This window comes from Alteromonas naphthalenivorans, assembly GCF_000213655.1.
Classification (GTDB): domain Bacteria; phylum Pseudomonadota; class Gammaproteobacteria; order Enterobacterales; family Alteromonadaceae; genus Alteromonas; species Alteromonas naphthalenivorans.
Map to the genome: position 1 here is coordinate 3375425 of NC_015554.1, position 17785 is coordinate 3393209.

Consider the following 17785-nt stretch of genomic DNA (forward strand, 5'->3'; position numbering starts at 1 on the left):
GGAATTTAGAGTTTGGTAGAGAAACGGTAACCGGCTCCACGCACGGTTTGAATCATAGCATCATGCCCATGACGAGAGATAGCTTTGCGTAAACGTCTGATATGCACATCAACGGTTCTATCTTCCACATATACATTCGTCCCCCAGACATTGTCGAGTAATAGCTCACGGCTATAAACGCGCTCTGGATGGGTCATGAAGAAGTGAAGAAGTTTAAACTCGGTTGGACCCATGTCTAACGGATCTTCATTGGCCATAACGCGATGAGACACAGGCTCAAGTTTCAAGCCGTTAAATTCAATAGGCTCTTCATTTGATGTAGGCGTTACTCGTCGCATCACCGCTTTTATTCGAGCAATAAGCTCTTTAGGTGAGAACGGTTTGGTGACGTAATCGTCAGCACCCGCATCAAGACCGCGAATTTTATCTTCTTCTTCGCCTCTTGCGGTAAGCATGATCACTGGGATATCACGAGTGAACTCATGTTGCTTTAAACTCTTGGCCAATTGAACGCCGCTTCCACCAGGTAGCATCCAATCGAGTAAGATTAAATCTGGGTAAGGTTCACATATTTTTTCTTGCGCTATATCGTAATCTTCGGCTTCAATAATATTAAAACCAGATTGCTCTAACACAAACTTAAGCATTTCACGGATGGGCGCTTCGTCCTCAACCACCAAAACTGTACGAGACATTATTATTTTCCTGCTCATCACAAAACGCCGCTATTATTAATGTGCACTGTGACACTTTTATTAAAACGATTACATTAATGTGTCAAGTTTTCTACAAAGATGGGTCGTATTTTCTTCATAGCGCTTGCTTGTTTATTCATACATTTACGCATATTCTTGGCAATGAAGGTAAAGTAAATTATAGACAGAGGAATGTTGTTCAATGGCGGCGGTAAAAACTGGGTTATCAAGAAAACTGCTGACACGAGTGCTCTCTGTATACTTCATTCTTACGCTTATTGTTACCGTTGGACAGATTTTCACTGAGTATTTAAGCACCAAAGATCATGTTGAAGACGAATTACAAACGTTAAAAAACACCTTCTCAACCAGCTTAACCCGCGCCCTGTGGGAACTTAACACCGAGCAAGCAAACTCAATTGCAGAGGGGTTATTAGAACTTCCCATCGTTGAAGGCGTGCAAGTTAGAGATGAAAATGGCAATCAAATTGCCGACTACGGTTTAAGTATTCAGCGTCCTCGCTCTCCTATCGAAGAAGAATTAATAGAAGACCACCCAAGTGGCATTTTTAGCTATAGCTTTCCATTAATATTTAAATTTTCAGGACGAGAATCGACCGTAGGCGATGTAACGCTCTACTCAAGTTTCGATACTATTTTTGGCCGTATCGAAATTGGGATCTTTTTTCTTATTGGAAATGCGTTAATAAAAACCACCTTTTTGGTGTTTCTTTTTATGACCGCGTTTCGCACCATGTTGTCCGAACCCTTGGCTGAAATAATTCATCAAATGGAAGGGTTCGACCCGCTTCATCCCAACGAAAGTAAGCTTTCAGTAAAAATTAATGACGATAATGAATTACTGCAATTAAAAGAATCCTACAACAACGTTATCGACGATTTAATCGTTTCTAATAACAAGTTGACCAATGCACAAGACCAGCTGTCACATGCCAATAAAAAACTAGACGATCAGAACCTCATTTTAGAGCAAGAAGTCGCCAAGAAAACCTCTTCGCTTTCTCAAATTATGCTTAGCCTCGAACAGCAAAAAGACGAACTTATCGCAAATCAAAGAGAGCTCCGACAAGAGAATGAAAATAGGCAGTATATAGAAGACGAGCTTCGCAAAAGAAATGCGGAGTTGGCGAATTCTATGGGAAATTTACAACTTGCCAAAGACCAGTTGGTAGAATCAGAACGCATGGCCTCTCTTGGCGGTTTGGTAGCTGGTATTACCCACGATGTGAATACACCATTGGGCGTTGGCGTGACGGCAGCCAGCTTTTTACAAGAGCGACTCGGTAACTTAAAAACTAGTTTTGAAGAGAAAAGTCTGACAACTAAGAACATGGAAAACTTCATTAATGAAGCAGAACAAACAGCGAATCTTCTCTTAACTAACTTAAATAGAGCGTCTGAGCTTATTGCTAGCTTCAAACAGGTGGCGGTGGATCAAACCAGCGAAACTGAGCGAGAGATAAACCTAAATGATTACATTCGTGACATCATTAAATCGCTTAAGCCAAGCTTCAAGCACAGTAACCATGAAATAGTAGTTAATTGCCCTGAAGATCTTTATATTCGCTGTGCACCAGGTGCCATTGCTCAAATTGTAACAAACATGATTGTAAACTCTTTAGTGCATGGTTTTGAAGATACCAACGATGGCAAAATTACGCTAGATGTAAGTACTGATAACAACACCATAGAGATGCGTTACCGCGACAATGGAAAAGGCTTGTCTAATGATGACTTGGATAAGTTATTTGATGCCTTCTTTACCACTAAGCGAGGAGAAGGCGGCAGCGGGCTTGGCACACACATTATGTACAACCTTGTTACTCAGTCTTTATCTGGCCACATTGAAGCGCAAAGCAAGCCTGGCGATGGCCTTCAATATACCATTCGCTTTCCTATGAAGGGTAAACAGGCTTAACAAAAAATCTCTATAGCTCCCGTACTATATCCGTTGCACCGCATTCGCTAGCTTGGTACGCTTGCCCACCATTTTTAAAAGAGATAGCCTCAAATGTGGTTTAAAAATATAAAAGCCTACCAAATTACACAGCCACTTTCCCTTGACGATGGCGACCTAGAACGCGTGCTAAGCGAGCAAGCATTCCGTCCTTGTAAGAGTCAAGACTTGGCCACTATGGGCTTTGCCTCCCCTTTCTCTCAGGCCGGCAAACAAGGCACCATGTTTCAGCGTGTTGGCCAACGTTACTGGCTTACTGTTAAGAAGCAAGAAAAGCTACTTCCTGCTGCGGTCATAAATGCCGAACTGGACGACATGGTTGCCAAAATTGAAATGGAAACCGGTTCACCTGTAGGTAAAAAAGCGAAAGCCGATCTTAAACAGGAAATTCAAACTCGCTTGTTGCCTCAAGCGTTTACTAAAAACACTTATACCCATGGGTTTATATCGTTAGAAGATAACCTTGTAGCTGTTGATGCTTCTGCCGATGGCAAAGCTGAAGCCTTTTTAGCCTTGGTAAGAAAAGCCATTGGCTCACTGCCTGTTGTACCTTTGGCACGACACAGTTTGCAGTCGGAACTTACTCACTGGCTGACTGATGCTGCGCCAGATGGCATAGCGCTACTTGAAGAAGCTGAGTTTAAATCGACCGATGATGCTGGCAGTATTATTCGCTGCAAAAACCAGCCTCTGGATAGTGATGAAATCACGATACATTTGGATGCAGGAAAGCTGGTACAAAAAGTCGCTTTTGAATACCAAGATACGCTAACGGCTGTTATTGCTGAAGACGGATCGTTAAAGCGTATTAAGTTTACCGACCGATTAAAAGAAGAGACTGAAGACATTCCTAAAGACCAAGTGGAAGCCCGCTTAGATGCTGAATTTGCCTTAATGTCTGCGGAGCTTTGTACTTTGCTAAACTTCTTGCGAGAAACGCTCAACTTGAATGACGCTAACACGTAATATCATTTTCAAGTAGCGCATAACTAATACGTGTTGAGCAGTGCCTCATAGGCACCGCTTAACACTTTATTTATCTTACCCTCCAGCTTTGCATCTAACCATTTGCCTGTCATCTGCCTCTACAGCACCGGATAGTGGATAATATTAATAAACCGGGTTTCCCCACTTTCGTCTTTATAGCCATGTACTTGATCGGCCTTTATTAAATACTGCTCGCCTGCCGTGATGGTTTTACTCTCATCGCCTTGCCTCAAGGTTAACCTGCCCTCAATACAATGAATATGCTCTGTCACCCCACTTTGATGGGCCGTAGAACGCTGTTCATGAAAATGCGTTAAGGTAATTTCAAACACCTCAAAACCTTTGTTTACATCAAAAGGAAAAAGGGTTTTGACTTGCATGTTTGGGTCGTGAATAAAGCCGTGATTAACGTCGAATTCAGACTGTGCGTTTGCCGCAATAAAGGAGGAAAACGAAGCATTCAACCCAGTTGCAATTTTCCACAAGGTGGCGATAGTAGGACTTGATTCTTGCCGCTCTATTTGGCCTAACATAGCTTTAGATACGCCGGTTAGCGTGGCGGCTTTATCAAGAGACAAGCCCATATCATTACGTAATTGCTTCAAACGCAAAGAAATACTTAACGAAAAATCCCCCGCCTGTAGTGCATCGCTATTGTTCTTCATCATTCACTGCTTCTTATCGAATACCCATAAATAGAATCGATTGAGTATTTTAAAAACAAAATACCTTGTGCGCTATAGCGCACAAGTGTAGAGTTAACTTATTGCGTACGTTATAACGCACAGAGTATGAAGTAATTTTGAAATGGGTTCAAATCGTTGAGGCAAAGATGAAATCAAAATGGCAGATTAGCCACATTTCTTCAGGGTTAACCGCAGTCACCGTTGGCTATAGCAGCGCCGTTGTTATTGTTATCGATGTTGCCCGTAAAGCGGGGGCAAGCCCTGATATGGTTATAAGTTGGCTTCTCGCATTAGGTTTAGGAATGGGCATTTCCTGTATTTTCTATTCTTGGCTAATGAAAATGCCCGTGGTCACCGCCTGGTCTACCCCTGGTGCGGCTTTTTTATTAGGGAGCGTTGAACAGTACAGTCTTCCCGAGAGTATTGGCGCCTTTATTATTTGCGCGTTACTTTCACTGGTTACCGCGCAAAGTCGCAGTCTACTCAATCAAATAAGCCGCATTCCGGCTAGTATCTCATCGGCGCTACTGGCAGGTATTTTACTGCCTATCTGTATTTCGATATTTACTGATGTAGAGCAACACCCCTACATTGTTGCCAGTTTTCTGGCTATCTATCTTGTTGGAAGTCGGTTTTTCCCTCGCTACCTTATGTTGTGCTTACTGGCTGTTTCTATCGTTACAAGTAGCTGGTTAAACGGCGAGATTCCCTTAACACTCGCACTTCCAACTCCCGTGTGGGTTAGCCCTGAGTTTTCAGTAACCGCCGCTATAGGGCTTGCCGTTCCCTTGTACATCATTACTACCCTTTCTCAGAATTTGCCCGGTATTGCGATACAGCATGCCCACGGTTATCACCCCGACCATAAAAAGGTGCTAAGTGGCATTGCAATATTGCAGGGTGTGCTAGCACCGTTTGGCGGGTTCACGTTTAATCTAGCGGCAATAACTGCTGCCTTGTGTATGGGGGAAGAAGCAGACAAAGATAAAAGCCAGCGGTACAAAGCGGCCATTGCAGCAGGTATTGGCTACCTATTTATGGGGCTACTCGCGTCTGTTGTGGTGGTGCTATTCGTATCAATGCCCTCGATTGTGGTGCATTTACTGGCAGGTCTTGCACTACTGGCTACCTTGCAAGCCGCCTTGGTCAAAACCGTAGAGAGCGACAAGTACCGTCACGCTGCCTTGGTCACCTTTTTATGTACGGCATCAGGCTTTAGTCTTCTATCCATCACGTCAGCGGTGTGGGGCCTTTTACTTGGCTTATTGTTAATGTTGGTTGAAAGCAACAAACAAAAAAGCCGAACATAAGTTCGGCTTCAGATAATCCTGCTTTACTAACATTATGCTAGTAAGGTGTTAGGCAAATATTTGCTTTGCGGCACTGGCAAGGTCGGCAAATTCATCAGAATGAAGTATCGCTACATCGTCAATCACATCACGCTGTATGGCTAAGTTCAAAACAGCGTCTTTTTGACTGTCCATTGCGCCAGAAACGGCCGCACCAACACGAACGAAATCTATGTAGGTAACCTGCTCAGGAATATAGCTTAAATCTTTCCAGCATTTAGCTACACTCACAAACTCTTCACCAAAGCCCCACTCTCGCATGATGCTAGCGCCAATTTGCCCAGCCAGTTTGTCGATGGCCACTTCTAAAAAGGTTGGATTCGCAAACACTTCAGGGTGTCTTTCCGCTTCGGTCAAAATAGGTAATACGCCAATGTTATGGGTTAACGCTGTTAGCGTCATAATATCCATACTCATTTCACGCTTTTTCGTGCGCGCGATATAAAGCTGCATTACCGCCATTGAGTTAGCCACGATATTCACCGTATTCGCCCACTCTTTTTGCAAATAGGCACTCACTACATCGTTTTTAGAAACGAACAGCTGCTCCATGGCAAGCGCAGTTGAAATATTTTTGATTTGGCGTAAACCAATGCGGGTTACCGCTTGGCTGATAGAATTTACTTTGATACTGCGCCCCATATAAGCACTGTTCGCAATTTTAATCATTCTTGCGCTTAAGGAGGGGTCTTGTCCGATAACATCACCCATTGCACTTAAGTTGATATTAGGATCGTCCGCTGACTTTCTTACTTTTAAAGCAATAGCCGGTAATGTAGGAAGTACGAGTGTGTCGTTTGTTATTTTTTCAACAAGAATTGTTGAGAGCGCATTTTGTGTAGACATATACCTACCCTTAGATATGTTTCAAATAGCCACTAAAAGGCAATGAATTTAAGATACCCGCGGTTACACTGTAATCCTTGTTTGCGAGTAAATGACCAAGTTGCAGTTGCTCAGAGACTTACTATTCCACTATACGCTACGCATATGAAAAGCATAGCTTTATGATAGCAGGAAATCACATTCCCCTTATGTTATAACCGTTATTGAGCTCGAATAACATTGAACCTTTTACTAACTCAACATTGAATATGCATTATTACGCGTTATCAACAGTGTAGTACATATGCCTTTACATGAAACCTTGATACACATCAAAATGCCACTCGCTAACATGTTACTTTATTGTATATTCTTTACCTGCCGATAAATGTAGAACAGAAAACTTTATGATGAAATTATCACGCAAACATTACTCTACTCTTGCCGTGGCAGTTGCCACAAGTTTATTTATGAGCGCCTGCTCCAAGGCGCCAGAAGAAGCCGTATCACAAGCTAATACCACTGAAAAAGCTTCACAAACCGTATTACCTGACAGTACGCTTCTTGTGAATGAGTCTCGGTTATCTATTTATCATCCTGTTGAACTGACCAGCGACTTATCCCATTTAAGTGACAACCAACAAAAGATGATAGGTTTGCTCATAGATGCGTCTAAAATAATGGACGACCTGTTTTGGAAACAAGCCTTCTTCGGTGATAAAAATGCGTTTTTAAATAGTATTGAAAACGACGACGTTAAACACTTTGCTTCAATCAACTATGGCCCATGGGACAGATTGAACGGCGATAACGCGTTTCTTTCGGGCTATGAGGAGAAAGCCCTAGGTGCTGAATTTTATCCTCACAACATGACAAAGGCTGGCTTCGCGACCGCCACGTTTGATGACAAACAAGGCTTATACTCATTGGTGAAGCAAGATGAAGCTGGCAACCTTTACTCAGTGCCCTACTCTGAGGCGTATAAAAGTGAATTAACCGCTGCATCAAATATTCTTAAAGAGGCTGCTGAACTTGCCGAAGATCCAAGCTTTAAAGCCTACTTAACCCTACGTGCACAAGCATTACTTACCGACGATTACTTAGCCTCAGATATGGCGTGGATGGACATGAAGACCAACCCTGTAGAGTTGGTAATTGGCCCAATCGAAAGCTATGAAGACCAACTATTTGGTTATCGCGCCGCCTTTGAAGCCTACGTTTTGGTAAAAGATTTAGCGTGGAGTGAAAAACTCGCAAAATACGCTGCTTTTCTTCCAGAGCTACAAAAAGGTTTGCCTGTACCTGCCCAGTACAAAGCGGAAGTACCTGGCTCCGACGCCGACTTAAACGCCTATGACGTTGTGTATTACGCGGGGCATTCAAATGCTGGCAGTAAAACCATTGCGATCAACTTACCTAATGATGAGCGTGTACAGCTTGAAAAAGGCACCCGTCGTTTGCAACTTAAAAACGCGATGCGTGCCAAGTTCGACAATATTCTTATTCCTATTGCGGATATGTTAATTGCACCTGAGCAACGTGATCATATTACGTTTGATGCGTTTTTTGCTAACACCATGTTTCATGAAGTGGCGCATGGCTTAGGTATAAAAAACACCCTTGATGGTAGCGATACGGTAAGAGGCTCACTTAAAGAACACGCCTCGGCATTAGAAGAAGGTAAAGCTGACATTTTGGGTCTTTACATGATTCAAAGCTTGCTTGAAAAAGGCGAAATTTCAGAGGGTACACTTGAAGATTACTATGTCACTTTTATGGCCGGCATTTTCCGCTCAGTACGTTTTGGGGCCTCTAGTGCGCACGGTAAGGCGAATATGATCCGCTTTAATTTCTTTGCACAAGAAGGCGCTTTTGAGCAAACCGAAGAAGGTGTTTATCGCGTTAATGTTGAGAAGATGGGCGCAGCAGTCGCCGCATTATCTGAGCTTATTTTAACCCTGCAAGGTGATGGCGACTACGATGGTGTTGCAGAACTTGTAGCCAATATGGGCGTGATTAAACCACAGCTAGCAGCAGATTTAGCGCGCTTAGAAGCGGCAAACATCCCTGTCGATATTCACTTCGAACAAGGTAAAAAGGTACTTGGTTTGAACTAACCACTATCTATCGATAAGCGGTTCATTAAACACTAAGCCAGTTAGTTGCCTGTGTTAAGCAACTGACTGGCTATTTAACTCACCATTCTACGTTGAGTGGTGAGTTAAAACGTTTTTCATTCTAAGGGCTTTTACGCTAAACCCTATCTATTCCAAAGGCTTTGCGGTATCAGTATATGGCGGCCAGCCCATGATTTTACCGGCTAGCACATGTAAGTGTATGTGGTACACCGTTTGCCCACCAAACTCATTACAGTTCATTACCGTGCGGTAACCCTGCTCATCTACGCCTAATTCACCCGCGACCTTTGCAGCCACATAAGATAGGTGCCCTACGACTTCCCTGTCTTCTTTAGTGATGTCGTTAATGGTAGGAATAGCCTTTTTCGGGATCACTAAAAAATGCACCGGCGCTTGCGGATTTATATCCCTAAACGCCAACGAGATATCATCTTCATAAAGGATATCTGCTGGTATTTCTTTATTGATAATCTTCGTAAAAATAGTGTCTAACATTGCGTACTCCCTGCATCAATTATTGTAACCATACTACATTGTTTATGCTTTAAAAGAGGCGCTTTCCCTAGACAGGAATTCGCCTTATTGTATTACACCAACACAGTCATTTGCGACCCAGTCTTCTTTGCTCTTGAGTTTATAGGAACAACTTATGCAAAAACGAACCAAAGCAAAATGACGCCTAACAGTAAGCGGTAAATCACAAATGGCAGCATACCAATTCGTGATATCCAGCTAAGGAAAAGGTAAATACATAAGTAAGCACTCACAAATGAAAACGCAGCGCCATAAAGTAATGCAGACCAATCAACCGCTTCGTTAGCTTGCAATAAATCGAGGGTGGCAAGCAAACCAGCGCCCAGAATAACGGGTATAGAAAGTAAAAACGAAAAGCGCGCACAACTCTCTCTATTTAACCCCAACATCAAACCTGCGGTCATGGTAATACCCGAGCGTGAAGTACCAGGAATAAGTGCCAGCACTTGTGCTAATCCAATTAACAATGCTTGTTTCCAATTAAGCGATGTTAATTCTTGGGTGCGTTTCGCAGTGGCGTCGGCATACCATAGGGCAAGGCCAAAAATAATGGTGGTAGCGGCAATAACAAGGGCGGTTCTGGCGTTAAGTTCTATCCAGTCTTTCATTACAAAGCCAATAATCACAGCAGGTATAGTCGCGATAATCACATACCATGCTAACTTACTGTCGGTGCTTTGCTCTTTTGTAAAACCCTTAGTTACCCAAGCCACTGTCATTTGTGCAATTTCTTGGCGAAAATAAATCATTACCGCCAGTAAGCTTCCCACGTGAACAGCAACATCAAACGCTAACCCCTGACTTACCCAGCCAAATAATTCTGCGGGCAGCAAAAGATGCCCAGAACTGCTGATAGGTAAAAATTCGGTAACGCCCTGAATAATGGCCAATATGATTATTTCGAACAGTGTCATTCCGTTGCTTAGCTCCAAGTAAAATTGATGGGCGAGAGTGTTTGTTTTTCTTTATCAAATGCCTGCCAAAGTGCCTCGTAGGTTTTGCCTTCAACAGGGTGGATTTCATTAGGAACCAATTCAGCTAACGGCCATAATACAAAGGCGTTATACAGAATCTCTTCCCGAGGTAGCACAACGGGTTCATGGGTAATTTGGTCATCGTACGTGAGTAAATCTAAGTCCAGTGTACGGGAACAAAATTTCTTTTCCCCGTGTTTACGGCCGTTGTCACTTTCAATCTGACGAAAGGTATCTCGCACTTCAATAATACTCATAGAAGTAACGGCTTTCGCCACTAGGTTATAAAAGGCACTGCCATCGAAGCCGACTGACTCACTCTCATATACCGACGAGTAACTAACGTCATCGAAATGCAGTTTAAGCGCTTTAATACTTTCTCGTATGTAGTGTTCTTTGTCGATATTGGAACCCACACTGATTAAAATGGTATGACGCCCCACTAGGACTTTTCCTGATACATAGCCACTGCCACCGTTTGGGCATTAGGTAGAATATTCGGCTTCACAATTTTAAGGCTGATGGCATGGGCCGGAAACATGGCTAATACCTTGTTCATTACCGCGCCGCCAAATGCTTCTAACAGCATAAAACGACTGTTTTTTCCTACCTCGGTAATACAATCAGCCACGTCGGCATAGTTAATGGTATCGTCGACATTATCTGACTGCATTGCGGCATCTAGGTTAGCGTCGAGTTCAACATCGAGCAACAGCGTGGTTAAACGCTCCCGTTCCCAATCATACACACCGATAAGGGTATCGACAGCCAGCCCTGTTATATATATTTTTCCCATAAACCTTTTCATTCTTATGACCATACTGGTCTTACTACCACGTTAACTTCTTCTCAAAAGGTGGTATATCACTTTTGAATGGAGTAGCTTTACGCTTTACGTTATTCGCCATGGGGCGATGGTGGCACAACTATACCGTTGTACTGCAAGTGGGGGCAACACGCACAATAGCATTCGCCCCATATTATTAGTGTAGATATACGTTTAGTGTACAAAGCAGCAGGTTAAAGTAGCAATAATGATACCGTTGGCCCTTTTAATGATTTGCGTAGCCTATTTGTTTGGCTCTTTATCGAGCGCGGTAGTTATCTGCAAAGCATTTTCTCTTCCCGATCCCCGCACTGCTGGTTCTAAGAACCCCGGCGCCACCAATGTATATCGAATTGGCGGCAGGATTCCGGCATTGCTGGTGCTAGTAATGGATATTTTAAAAGGGACTATTCCGGTTTATTCCAGCTACTTTTTGGGCTTAGACCCCGTGCTTTTAGGCCTAGTCGCTATTGCCGCATGTTTAGGTCATATTTTCCCTTTATATTTTGGCTTCAAAGGGGGCAAAGCAGTAGCAACGGCCTTTGGTGCCATGTTACCCATTGGATTAGATTTAGCTGGCTTGCTTATTTTGAGCTGGGTTATAGTGGTGTTTCTTACCGGCTATTCCTCACTTGGCGCCTTGGTAGCAGTAAGCCTTGCCCCGCTTTTTACTTGGTTAATAAAACCCCTTTATACCGTTCCAGTCATCATGCTCTCTTTGCTGATTATCTTGCGTCATCGCGACAATATCAAAAGGTTAGTCAGCCGCTCTGAGGGCAAAATTTGGGACAAAGGCAACACCAAAGAGTGAGCAACCTTTCTTTAGCGTACATGTTTTATTTTCGCTCGGGCGTATGGTAAAGCTGCCCTAGCGTTATTCCTCTTTTAAACCTTCCCGAAGTACCTTAATTTCACCATCGATAGGGGCAAGTAAGGCCAAGCCCATAATTTCAGCAAGCGCTGGGTATATTTCTAGATTACTGAAAGCTGGAAGCATTTTACCTTGTTTAAACGAAGGCCCGGACGCCACAAATAGCCCGCCCATGTCTGGCAACGTATTGAGATAACCATGGCTACCTTTGCTCACATGAGTATCTCCTTCACTTTTAAACCGTGCAGGCGGGGCAGTTTCCATAATAATATCGCCGGTTCGCGCATTGTACTGTGCATGCCTGGCATCGCGTTCAACGGAGGTAAGCAAGATGAATCTCCCTTCCGCTAACAACCGGAGGCGATTTTTTTCATCTTCAATTTGCTCATAGGTAACCTCTGGCTTAGCATATAAACGCACTTGCGCACCACTGTTAAGCACAGTGAAATAATCAGGAATATTTAAAGACTCAACCATAATCTGGTGGCTATCTTTGACGTTGGTCATACCGTGATCAGATACCACAACCAAATTAACGTCTATCGAAAGCGCATTTAATCGGTCGTACAATTGACCGATTAGCTTATCTACCTTTGCAACAGCCTCTTTTGTTTTCTCGGACATAGGCCCTTCGTCGTGACCCACAGTGTCAGTCAATGAAAAGTAGCCTGAGACAAAAAGTGGCCTTGCAGCTTCCGGCAGACTTAACCATTGAACAATTTGGTCTATCCGTTGTTGGTAATCTGCATGCTTCGAGTAGTGATAAAGATAAGAAGGCAGCGCTCCTGCTATTCTAGCGTCAGATTCAGGCCAGAAATAGGTTGCAGCTTTATGCCCCTGAAACTCGGCCAAATGCCAACGCGGCATCGCAGTAATCCAGCTGCTATCGTCTTGCGCCTTCCCCATAGAATATTGTGCGTAGCTACCCTCTTTGCTGGGTCGCAACTTGTCATAAAAACGATTATCGACAATGCCGTGATGTATGGGGAGTAGCCCAGTCACAATAGAAATATGGTTGGGGAAAGTATTGGCGGGATAGACAGGTGTTAACGATGTGCTTCGAACACCAGCCTTAGCAATTCGTGCGAGATTTTTTGCATTGTGCAGCTCGATGTAATCATGTCTAAACCCGTCTAAAGATATAAGAACTACATGATTTTTGCTACTTTCAGCCGACTGGCTCGAGGCCAGATTCTTATGGCTAACCGCATTCTGATTAACGACGGTGTTATTAATTGCATGCTTATTATCTGCATGGGCACTAAAGGCCGCTAGCGACAACCAACTAGCGGTAAGTACCGCGCCAATAAACGGTATTGTGAGCCGAGCGCTATCACGGAAAAACACCACTAGATTTCCTACATGCTAAGTAAATTTATTTGCTACTTAGCATGCATGATAAAACCCTGTGATGACAACATTATTATACTGGCGCTAACGTATCCAGCGGCCAGCGAGGCTTAGCTTGTGAAGAAAGCCCCAATACTTCACCGGCTTTCAAACGCTGCATACCTGCATAAGCTATCATGGCGCCGTTGTCGGTACAGTACGCTAAGTTAGGATAGAAAACCTCACCACGTAAGTCGTCCATCAAGGTTTTCATTTGTGTACGCAACATGGTGTTCGCACTTACGCCACCGGCAATCACTAAGCGCTTCATACCCGTTTGCTTGAGTGCACGCTTACACTTAATAATAAGCGTGTCGATAACCGCTTCTTGAAATGCGTATGCAATATTAGCTTTGGTTTGCTCGTTGTCATCCGCAGCACGGATGGTATTAGCGGCAAAAGTTTTCAAGCCGCTGAAGCTGAAATCTAAACCTGGGCGGTCTGTCATTGGCCTTGGGAATTTGTAATGCCCTGGCTCGCCTTTTTCTGCCAGCTTGGCTAATAAAGGCCCGCCTGGATAATCAAGCCCCAGTAGTTTGGCCGTTTTATCAAAGGCTTCACCGGCTGCGTCATCTATCGACTCACCGAGAACTTCGTAGCTGCCTATGCCTTCTACTTTTACCAACATAGAGTGGCCGCCAGAAACTAGTAATGCAATAAAAGGAAATTCAGGCGCGTTATCTTCTAACATGGGGGCGAGTAAATGCCCTTCCATATGATGTACACCTACTGCGGGTACCCCCCACGCGTAAGCTAGAGAACGCCCCACGGAAGAACCCACTAGTAACGCACCAATAAGGCCTGGGCCTTGGGTGAAGGCTACGCCGTCTAATTCATTAGGTTGGGTGTTAGCATCACTAAGCGCTTTTTCGATAAGCGGGATAATTTTTCTAACATGATCCCGTGACGCAAGTTCAGGCACTACACCACCGTAATCGGCGTGTAATTTCACTTGGCTGTATAATTCGTGTGACAATAATCCCGCAGTGTCGTCATAAACGGCGATACCCGTTTCATCACAAGAAGTTTCTATTCCTAATATACGCATACTATTCCTAATATTTGCATTGAGCCAAACCTTACTTTTACGTCTTTAACAACAATGTTTACGGTATAACAAACACCAATGGCTTGCTTAGTTATCGAACCTGTCGAGCCCAAGCTATAGCCGAATCGCAAGTATTGAGCATAATCAGCATCGTTTACCCTGCAAGAGGATACTTGAGTTACCTCAGCACTTATTGCAACAAAGTTTATTGCAATAGATCAGCACCTGACCTGTTTGATCATCTGCGATCTGTGATATGATCCACTCAACCAATGCGGGATCGCGCTGAATTCTTCTTCTCACGTAGACAGATAAAAGGTATTACCTTGTCTCAGAGGGCGCAGAGTTTACCTTTATTCCGCATATCTTGGAATGGTGCTTCGTTTATTTGCGCAATATTGCCTATTTTTTGGCAATTCAGTCTTTACTTTCTGTTCGGAAATGATTAGAATTTCGCACCATTTTTAACCCGGGTGGCCTTTTTAGCGCTCAATTTCCCGGAATTATACAGCAAAAGTTTTGAGGTGAGTGTTTAAATGCCTATCGTTAAAGTTAGAGAAAACGAGCCGTTTGATGTAGCGCTGCGTCGTTTTAAGCGTTCTTGTGAAAAAGCAGGTGTATTGTCTGAAGTTCGTCGTCGTGAGTTCTTCGAAAAGCCTACTTGGGAACGCAAGCGTAAGAAAGCCGCTGCGAAAAAGCGTCATCTAAAGAAATTAGCTCGTGAAAACGCACGTCGCGTAAAACTCTACTAAAACAGGGTTAAGTTACGAGTCTGAAAGGTGTTGCATTTGCAGCACCTTTCGCGTTTCTGGGGTACAGAAAATTTTTGATTAGCGCTTGTTAGCATTATTTGTTTACGCGAAACGCGCCGGTTATTAACCTGCAGTGCGTCGGTGAATATCAAGACCCCCTGATAGACTCCCGATTTTTAATACCCCACTGACTTGCCCGTTATAGATAGTGTATGCCTTTTTATGAGTGTCCCTGCATAGAATGTTTTTTTACTTTTACTGTTTAACTTTTTTCTTTTTATAACTTTTTTCTTTATACCTTTATAATGACTTTCCTTCTTTGTTGAAACTTTACTTAATTTGGGAGCATCATGGCTTTAATAGACGATTTAAAATCTGCACAAAAAGATGCAATGCGCGCTAAAGAGAAATTACGTCTAGGCACCATTCGCATGGCAATAGCAGCCATTAAACAACGTGAAATCGACGAGCAAATCACCCTTACTGATAGCGACATTCTTGCAGTACTAACCAAGATGGTTAAGCAACGTCAAGATGCCGCCTCTCAATTTGATGCCGCTGACCGTGATGACTTGGCCAGTAAAGAGCGTGAAGAGATTGTTGTGTTAGAAGGTTTCCTTCCACAGCCTTTGACCGAAGACGAACTGGCTGCCTTAATTGATGAAGCTATGGTAAGTACCGGTGCTCAAGGCATGCAAGACATGGGTAAAGTAATGGGTAGCCTTAAACCACAAGTACAAGGCCGCACAGATATGGGCGCTCTAAGCGCTAAAATAAAAGCCCGTTTAAATGCCTAACTATCGATAAAAGTCGAGGGGTAGTAATAGCATTAGCTAGGTTTGTGTAATCGCAAACCTGGCATTTTCATTATTTACCTTCCCTGTTACAGTACTTTTTTGTGCTACCCTAATTACCGTTATAAGCATTAGTGTCTCCCCATGGCCGGAAAAATACCTCGCGATTTTATTGATGATCTTCTCTCACGTACCGATGTTGTAGACATTGTTGATAGTAGGGTGAAGTTAAAAAAAGCGGGCAAAAATTATCAAGCTTGCTGCCCTTTTCATAATGAGAAAAGCCCTTCTTTTACCGTAAGCCAAGAAAAGCAGTTTTATCATTGCTTTGGTTGTGGTGCCCACGGCAACGCGATTTCTTTTTTGATGGAATTCGACCGCCTTGAGTTTGTTGAGGCTATTGAAGAACTCGCCAAACTCTACGGATTAGAAGTACCGAGAGAAAAAGGCCACTTGCCTGTTGTTAGCGAAGAGAAAAAGCAGCAGCAGCAAGACGACTACTCACTAATGGAACAAGTTGTTCGCTTTTTCCAACACCAACTTAAACAAAATGAAAATAGCGGCAAAGCCATAGATTATTTAAAAAGTCGTGGGCTTAGTGGCGATATCGTTAAGCAATGGGAAATAGGCTATGCACCAGACAGTTGGGATGCGTTGCTAAAAACGTTTGGCAAAGACCAAGCCCGGGTAAAACAGCTTATCGACTTAAAATTGGTTAATCAGAACGATCAAGGTAGACGCTACGACTTTTTTCGCGACCGAATTATGTTCCCCATTCGGGACAAGCGAGGCCGCGTTGTTGGTTTTGGTGGCCGTGTATTAGAAGACGGTGGCCCTAAATACTTAAACTCCCCTGAAACCCGTATTTTTCATAAAGGCAGCGAGCTATTTGGTTTTTACCAAGCTCGTCAACAGAACCGTCAGCTCGACGCAGTACTCATTGTTGAAGGTTATATGGACGTGGTGGCGTTAAGTCAGTTTGGTATTAACCAAGCAACGGCTGCACTTGGCACCGCCACCACGGCTGAACATATGCAAATGTTAGTGCGCGCAACCCCGCATATTGTTTGTTGTTATGATGGCGACCGTGCAGGTCGAGAAGCGGCGTGGCGCGCATTAGAAAATGCTCTGCCTGCTTTGAAAGACGGTGTCAGACTGTCTTTCTTATTCTTACCTGACGGCGAAGACCCAGATACTATGGTAAGAAAAATTGGTAAAGATGCCTTCATGGAAATGCTTGATAATGCTATGCCATTGTCACGCTTCTTCTTCGAAAATCAATTGAAAACACATAAAGTGGGTACACCGGAAGGTAAAATAGCGCTTCGCAAAGCAGCCATGCCGTTAATTGAGAGTGTGCAGGGTGACGACCAAAAGCAAATGCTATTAGAAGAGCTTGCTAAACACACCGGTGAATACGATAGATTTAAGTTACAGCAAGATATATCCAAAGCGAACCACGCCAGTAGCAAACCCGCATATTCAGCGAATAGAAATCAAGTAGGTAAAGCTCGCTTGTCACCGCTACGCATGCTGATTAGGTTACTGCTAGACTCTCCCTCGTTAGCCACACGTTGTGATGACGTGCAACCTTCGGTATTTGAAGGGAGTGACGCAACTGGGATGGACCTGTTATTGGATATTCATCGCTATTGTGCCCAATATCCCCAAGCAACCACTGCTCAGCTGGTTGAAAACTTCCGCAATCATCCCCATTCTTCTACTATCGCGAAATTATTGTTACAAGAACATCTTGTTAAAGACGAGGATGCTGAGCGTGTTTATAGCGACAGTTTTGCTCGATTACTCGATTGGCATTTCGATAGCCGCATAGAAACTTTAATTTCCCGCTCTCGGGTTCAACCACTCACTCAAGTGGAAAAAGAGGAACTGAACTTGTTAATGAAGGAGCGCCAGAAAAGCTGACCATAAGGTCGAG

The 17785-nt window shown here is 43.6% G+C and carries 17 protein-coding genes; 8 read left to right on the forward strand and 9 right to left on the reverse strand.

Annotation, left to right across the window (positions count from 1 at the left end; all coding sequences use genetic code 11):
• Positions 1-5: 5 nt before the first annotated feature.
• Positions 6-695, reverse strand: a complete 690-nt coding sequence (phoB, locus tag AMBT_RS14705; RefSeq protein WP_013785421.1) for a phosphate regulon transcriptional regulator PhoB — start codon at positions 693-695, stop codon at positions 6-8.
• Between the two features lie 202 nt (positions 696-897).
• Between phoB and AMBT_RS14710 the strand changes: the two genes are divergently transcribed.
• Together AMBT_RS14710 and rdgC are read left to right on the forward strand one after the other, a co-directional pair.
• A complete protein-coding gene (locus AMBT_RS14710) occupies positions 898-2634 on the forward strand; it encodes a sensor histidine kinase (RefSeq protein ID WP_013785422.1) in 1737 nt (578 codons plus the stop codon).
• A gap of 93 nt (positions 2635-2727) precedes the next feature.
• Positions 2728-3639 carry a recombination-associated protein RdgC gene (rdgC, locus tag AMBT_RS14715; protein ID WP_013785423.1) on the forward strand — a complete coding sequence of 304 codons (912 nt, stop codon included), beginning with the start codon at positions 2728-2730 and terminating at the stop codon, positions 3637-3639.
• Between the two features lie 119 nt (positions 3640-3758).
• Here the strand turns inward: rdgC and AMBT_RS14720 are convergent, their stop codons facing one another.
• The gene (locus tag AMBT_RS14720) at positions 3759-4328 is read right to left on the reverse strand and encodes a helix-turn-helix domain-containing protein (RefSeq protein WP_013785424.1); all 570 of its coding nucleotides are present in this window, start codon (positions 4326-4328) and stop codon (positions 3759-3761) included.
• 164 nt (positions 4329-4492) lie between these two features.
• On the opposite strand from AMBT_RS14720, the gene AMBT_RS14725 reads away from it, so the two are divergent.
• On the forward strand, positions 4493-5656 hold the full coding sequence (locus tag AMBT_RS14725; RefSeq protein WP_013785425.1) for a benzoate/H(+) symporter BenE family transporter: 1164 nt from the start codon (positions 4493-4495) through the stop codon (positions 5654-5656).
• Positions 5657-5704: 48 nt separating this feature from the next.
• On the opposite strand, the gene AMBT_RS14730 is transcribed toward AMBT_RS14725, so the two are convergent.
• Positions 5705-6541 (reverse strand): HDOD domain-containing protein, encoded by an 837-nt coding sequence (locus AMBT_RS14730; RefSeq protein ID WP_013785426.1) that lies wholly within the window; start codon positions 6539-6541, stop codon positions 5705-5707.
• Between the two features lie 389 nt (positions 6542-6930).
• On the opposite strand from AMBT_RS14730, the gene AMBT_RS14735 reads away from it, so the two are divergent.
• Complete coding sequence (locus tag AMBT_RS14735; RefSeq protein ID WP_013785427.1) at positions 6931-8637, forward strand: dipeptidyl-peptidase 3 family protein; 1707 nt, start codon at positions 6931-6933, stop codon at positions 8635-8637.
• Positions 8638-8784: 147 nt separating this feature from the next.
• Here AMBT_RS14735 and AMBT_RS14740 read toward each other — a convergent pair whose 3' ends face one another.
• From AMBT_RS14740 to folB, 4 genes are all read right to left on the reverse strand, one after another.
• Positions 8785-9153, reverse strand: a complete 369-nt coding sequence (locus tag AMBT_RS14740; protein ID WP_013785428.1) for a histidine triad nucleotide-binding protein — start codon at positions 9151-9153, stop codon at positions 8785-8787.
• 152 nt (positions 9154-9305) lie between these two features.
• Positions 9306-10106: an undecaprenyl-diphosphate phosphatase gene (locus AMBT_RS14745; RefSeq protein ID WP_013785429.1), complete on the reverse strand. Its 801-nt coding sequence runs from the start codon at positions 10104-10106 to the stop codon at positions 9306-9308.
• A gap of 8 nt (positions 10107-10114) precedes the next feature.
• Positions 10115-10609, reverse strand: coding sequence for a 2-amino-4-hydroxy-6-hydroxymethyldihydropteridine diphosphokinase (gene folK / locus AMBT_RS14750; protein WP_013785430.1), 495 nt, complete (start codon positions 10607-10609; stop codon positions 10115-10117).
• Positions 10609-10962 carry a dihydroneopterin aldolase gene (gene folB, locus AMBT_RS14755; RefSeq protein WP_013785431.1) on the reverse strand — a complete coding sequence of 118 codons (354 nt, stop codon included), beginning with the start codon at positions 10960-10962 and terminating at the stop codon, positions 10609-10611. The genes folK and folB overlap by 1 nt, the downstream gene beginning before the upstream one ends.
• 238 nt (positions 10963-11200) lie before the next feature.
• On the opposite strand from folB, the gene plsY reads away from it, so the two are divergent.
• Positions 11201-11803: a glycerol-3-phosphate 1-O-acyltransferase PlsY gene (gene plsY / locus AMBT_RS14760; protein WP_013785432.1), complete on the forward strand. Its 603-nt coding sequence runs from the start codon at positions 11201-11203 to the stop codon at positions 11801-11803.
• A gap of 63 nt (positions 11804-11866) precedes the next feature.
• Here the strand turns inward: plsY and AMBT_RS14765 are convergent, their stop codons facing one another.
• Together AMBT_RS14765 and tsaD are read right to left on the reverse strand one after the other, a co-directional pair.
• Complete coding sequence (locus AMBT_RS14765; RefSeq protein WP_013785433.1) at positions 11867-13210, reverse strand: alkaline phosphatase family protein; 1344 nt, start codon at positions 13208-13210, stop codon at positions 11867-11869.
• 76 nt (positions 13211-13286) lie between these two features.
• The gene (gene tsaD, locus AMBT_RS14770; protein ID WP_013785434.1) at positions 13287-14300 is read right to left on the reverse strand and encodes a tRNA (adenosine(37)-N6)-threonylcarbamoyltransferase complex transferase subunit TsaD; all 1014 of its coding nucleotides are present in this window, start codon (positions 14298-14300) and stop codon (positions 13287-13289) included.
• A gap of 536 nt (positions 14301-14836) precedes the next feature.
• Here tsaD and rpsU point away from each other — a divergent pair.
• From rpsU to dnaG, 3 genes are all read left to right on the forward strand, one after another.
• On the forward strand, positions 14837-15052 hold the full coding sequence (gene rpsU / locus AMBT_RS14775) for a 30S ribosomal protein S21 (RefSeq protein WP_012517258.1): 216 nt from the start codon (positions 14837-14839) through the stop codon (positions 15050-15052).
• 350 nt (positions 15053-15402) lie between these two features.
• Positions 15403-15849, forward strand: a complete 447-nt coding sequence (locus tag AMBT_RS14780; RefSeq protein ID WP_013785435.1) for a GatB/YqeY domain-containing protein — start codon at positions 15403-15405, stop codon at positions 15847-15849.
• A 141-nt stretch (positions 15850-15990) separates the two neighbouring features.
• Entirely contained in the window at positions 15991-17772 is a 1782-nt protein-coding gene (dnaG, locus tag AMBT_RS14785) for a DNA primase (protein WP_013785436.1), read from the forward strand.
• Positions 17773-17785 lie beyond the last annotated feature (13 nt).

Excerpts from the sequence above, each read along its gene's own strand:
- plsY (WP_013785432.1), top strand. The coding sequence starts at position 11,201 with ATGATACCGTTGGCCCTTTTAATGATTTGCGTAGCCTATTTGTTTGGC.
- AMBT_RS14710 (WP_013785422.1), top strand. The coding sequence starts at position 898 with ATGGCGGCGGTAAAAACTGGGTTATCAAGAAAACTGCTGACACGAGTG.
- rpsU (WP_012517258.1), top strand. The coding sequence starts at position 14,837 with ATGCCTATCGTTAAAGTTAGAGAAAACGAGCCGTTTGATGTAGCGCTG.
- folB (WP_013785431.1), bottom strand. The coding sequence starts at position 10,962 with ATGGGAAAAATATATATAACAGGGCTGGCTGTCGATACCCTTATCGGT.
- AMBT_RS14735 (WP_013785427.1), top strand. The coding sequence starts at position 6,931 with ATGAAATTATCACGCAAACATTACTCTACTCTTGCCGTGGCAGTTGCC.
- phoB (WP_013785421.1), bottom strand. The coding sequence starts at position 695 with ATGTCTCGTACAGTTTTGGTGGTTGAGGACGAAGCGCCCATCCGTGAA.
- AMBT_RS14745 (WP_013785429.1), bottom strand. The coding sequence starts at position 10,106 with ATGACACTGTTCGAAATAATCATATTGGCCATTATTCAGGGCGTTACC.
- dnaG (WP_013785436.1), top strand. The coding sequence starts at position 15,991 with ATGGCCGGAAAAATACCTCGCGATTTTATTGATGATCTTCTCTCACGT.
- AMBT_RS14730 (WP_013785426.1), bottom strand. The coding sequence starts at position 6,541 with ATGTCTACACAAAATGCGCTCTCAACAATTCTTGTTGAAAAAATAACA.
- AMBT_RS14740 (WP_013785428.1), bottom strand. The coding sequence starts at position 9,153 with ATGTTAGACACTATTTTTACGAAGATTATCAATAAAGAAATACCAGCA.
- AMBT_RS14780 (WP_013785435.1), top strand. The coding sequence starts at position 15,403 with ATGGCTTTAATAGACGATTTAAAATCTGCACAAAAAGATGCAATGCGC.
- AMBT_RS14725 (WP_013785425.1), top strand. The coding sequence starts at position 4,493 with ATGAAATCAAAATGGCAGATTAGCCACATTTCTTCAGGGTTAACCGCA.
- AMBT_RS14720 (WP_013785424.1), bottom strand. The coding sequence starts at position 4,328 with ATGATGAAGAACAATAGCGATGCACTACAGGCGGGGGATTTTTCGTTA.
- tsaD (WP_013785434.1), bottom strand. The coding sequence starts at position 14,300 with ATGCGTATATTAGGAATAGAAACTTCTTGTGATGAAACGGGTATCGCC.
- rdgC (WP_013785423.1), top strand. The coding sequence starts at position 2,728 with ATGTGGTTTAAAAATATAAAAGCCTACCAAATTACACAGCCACTTTCC.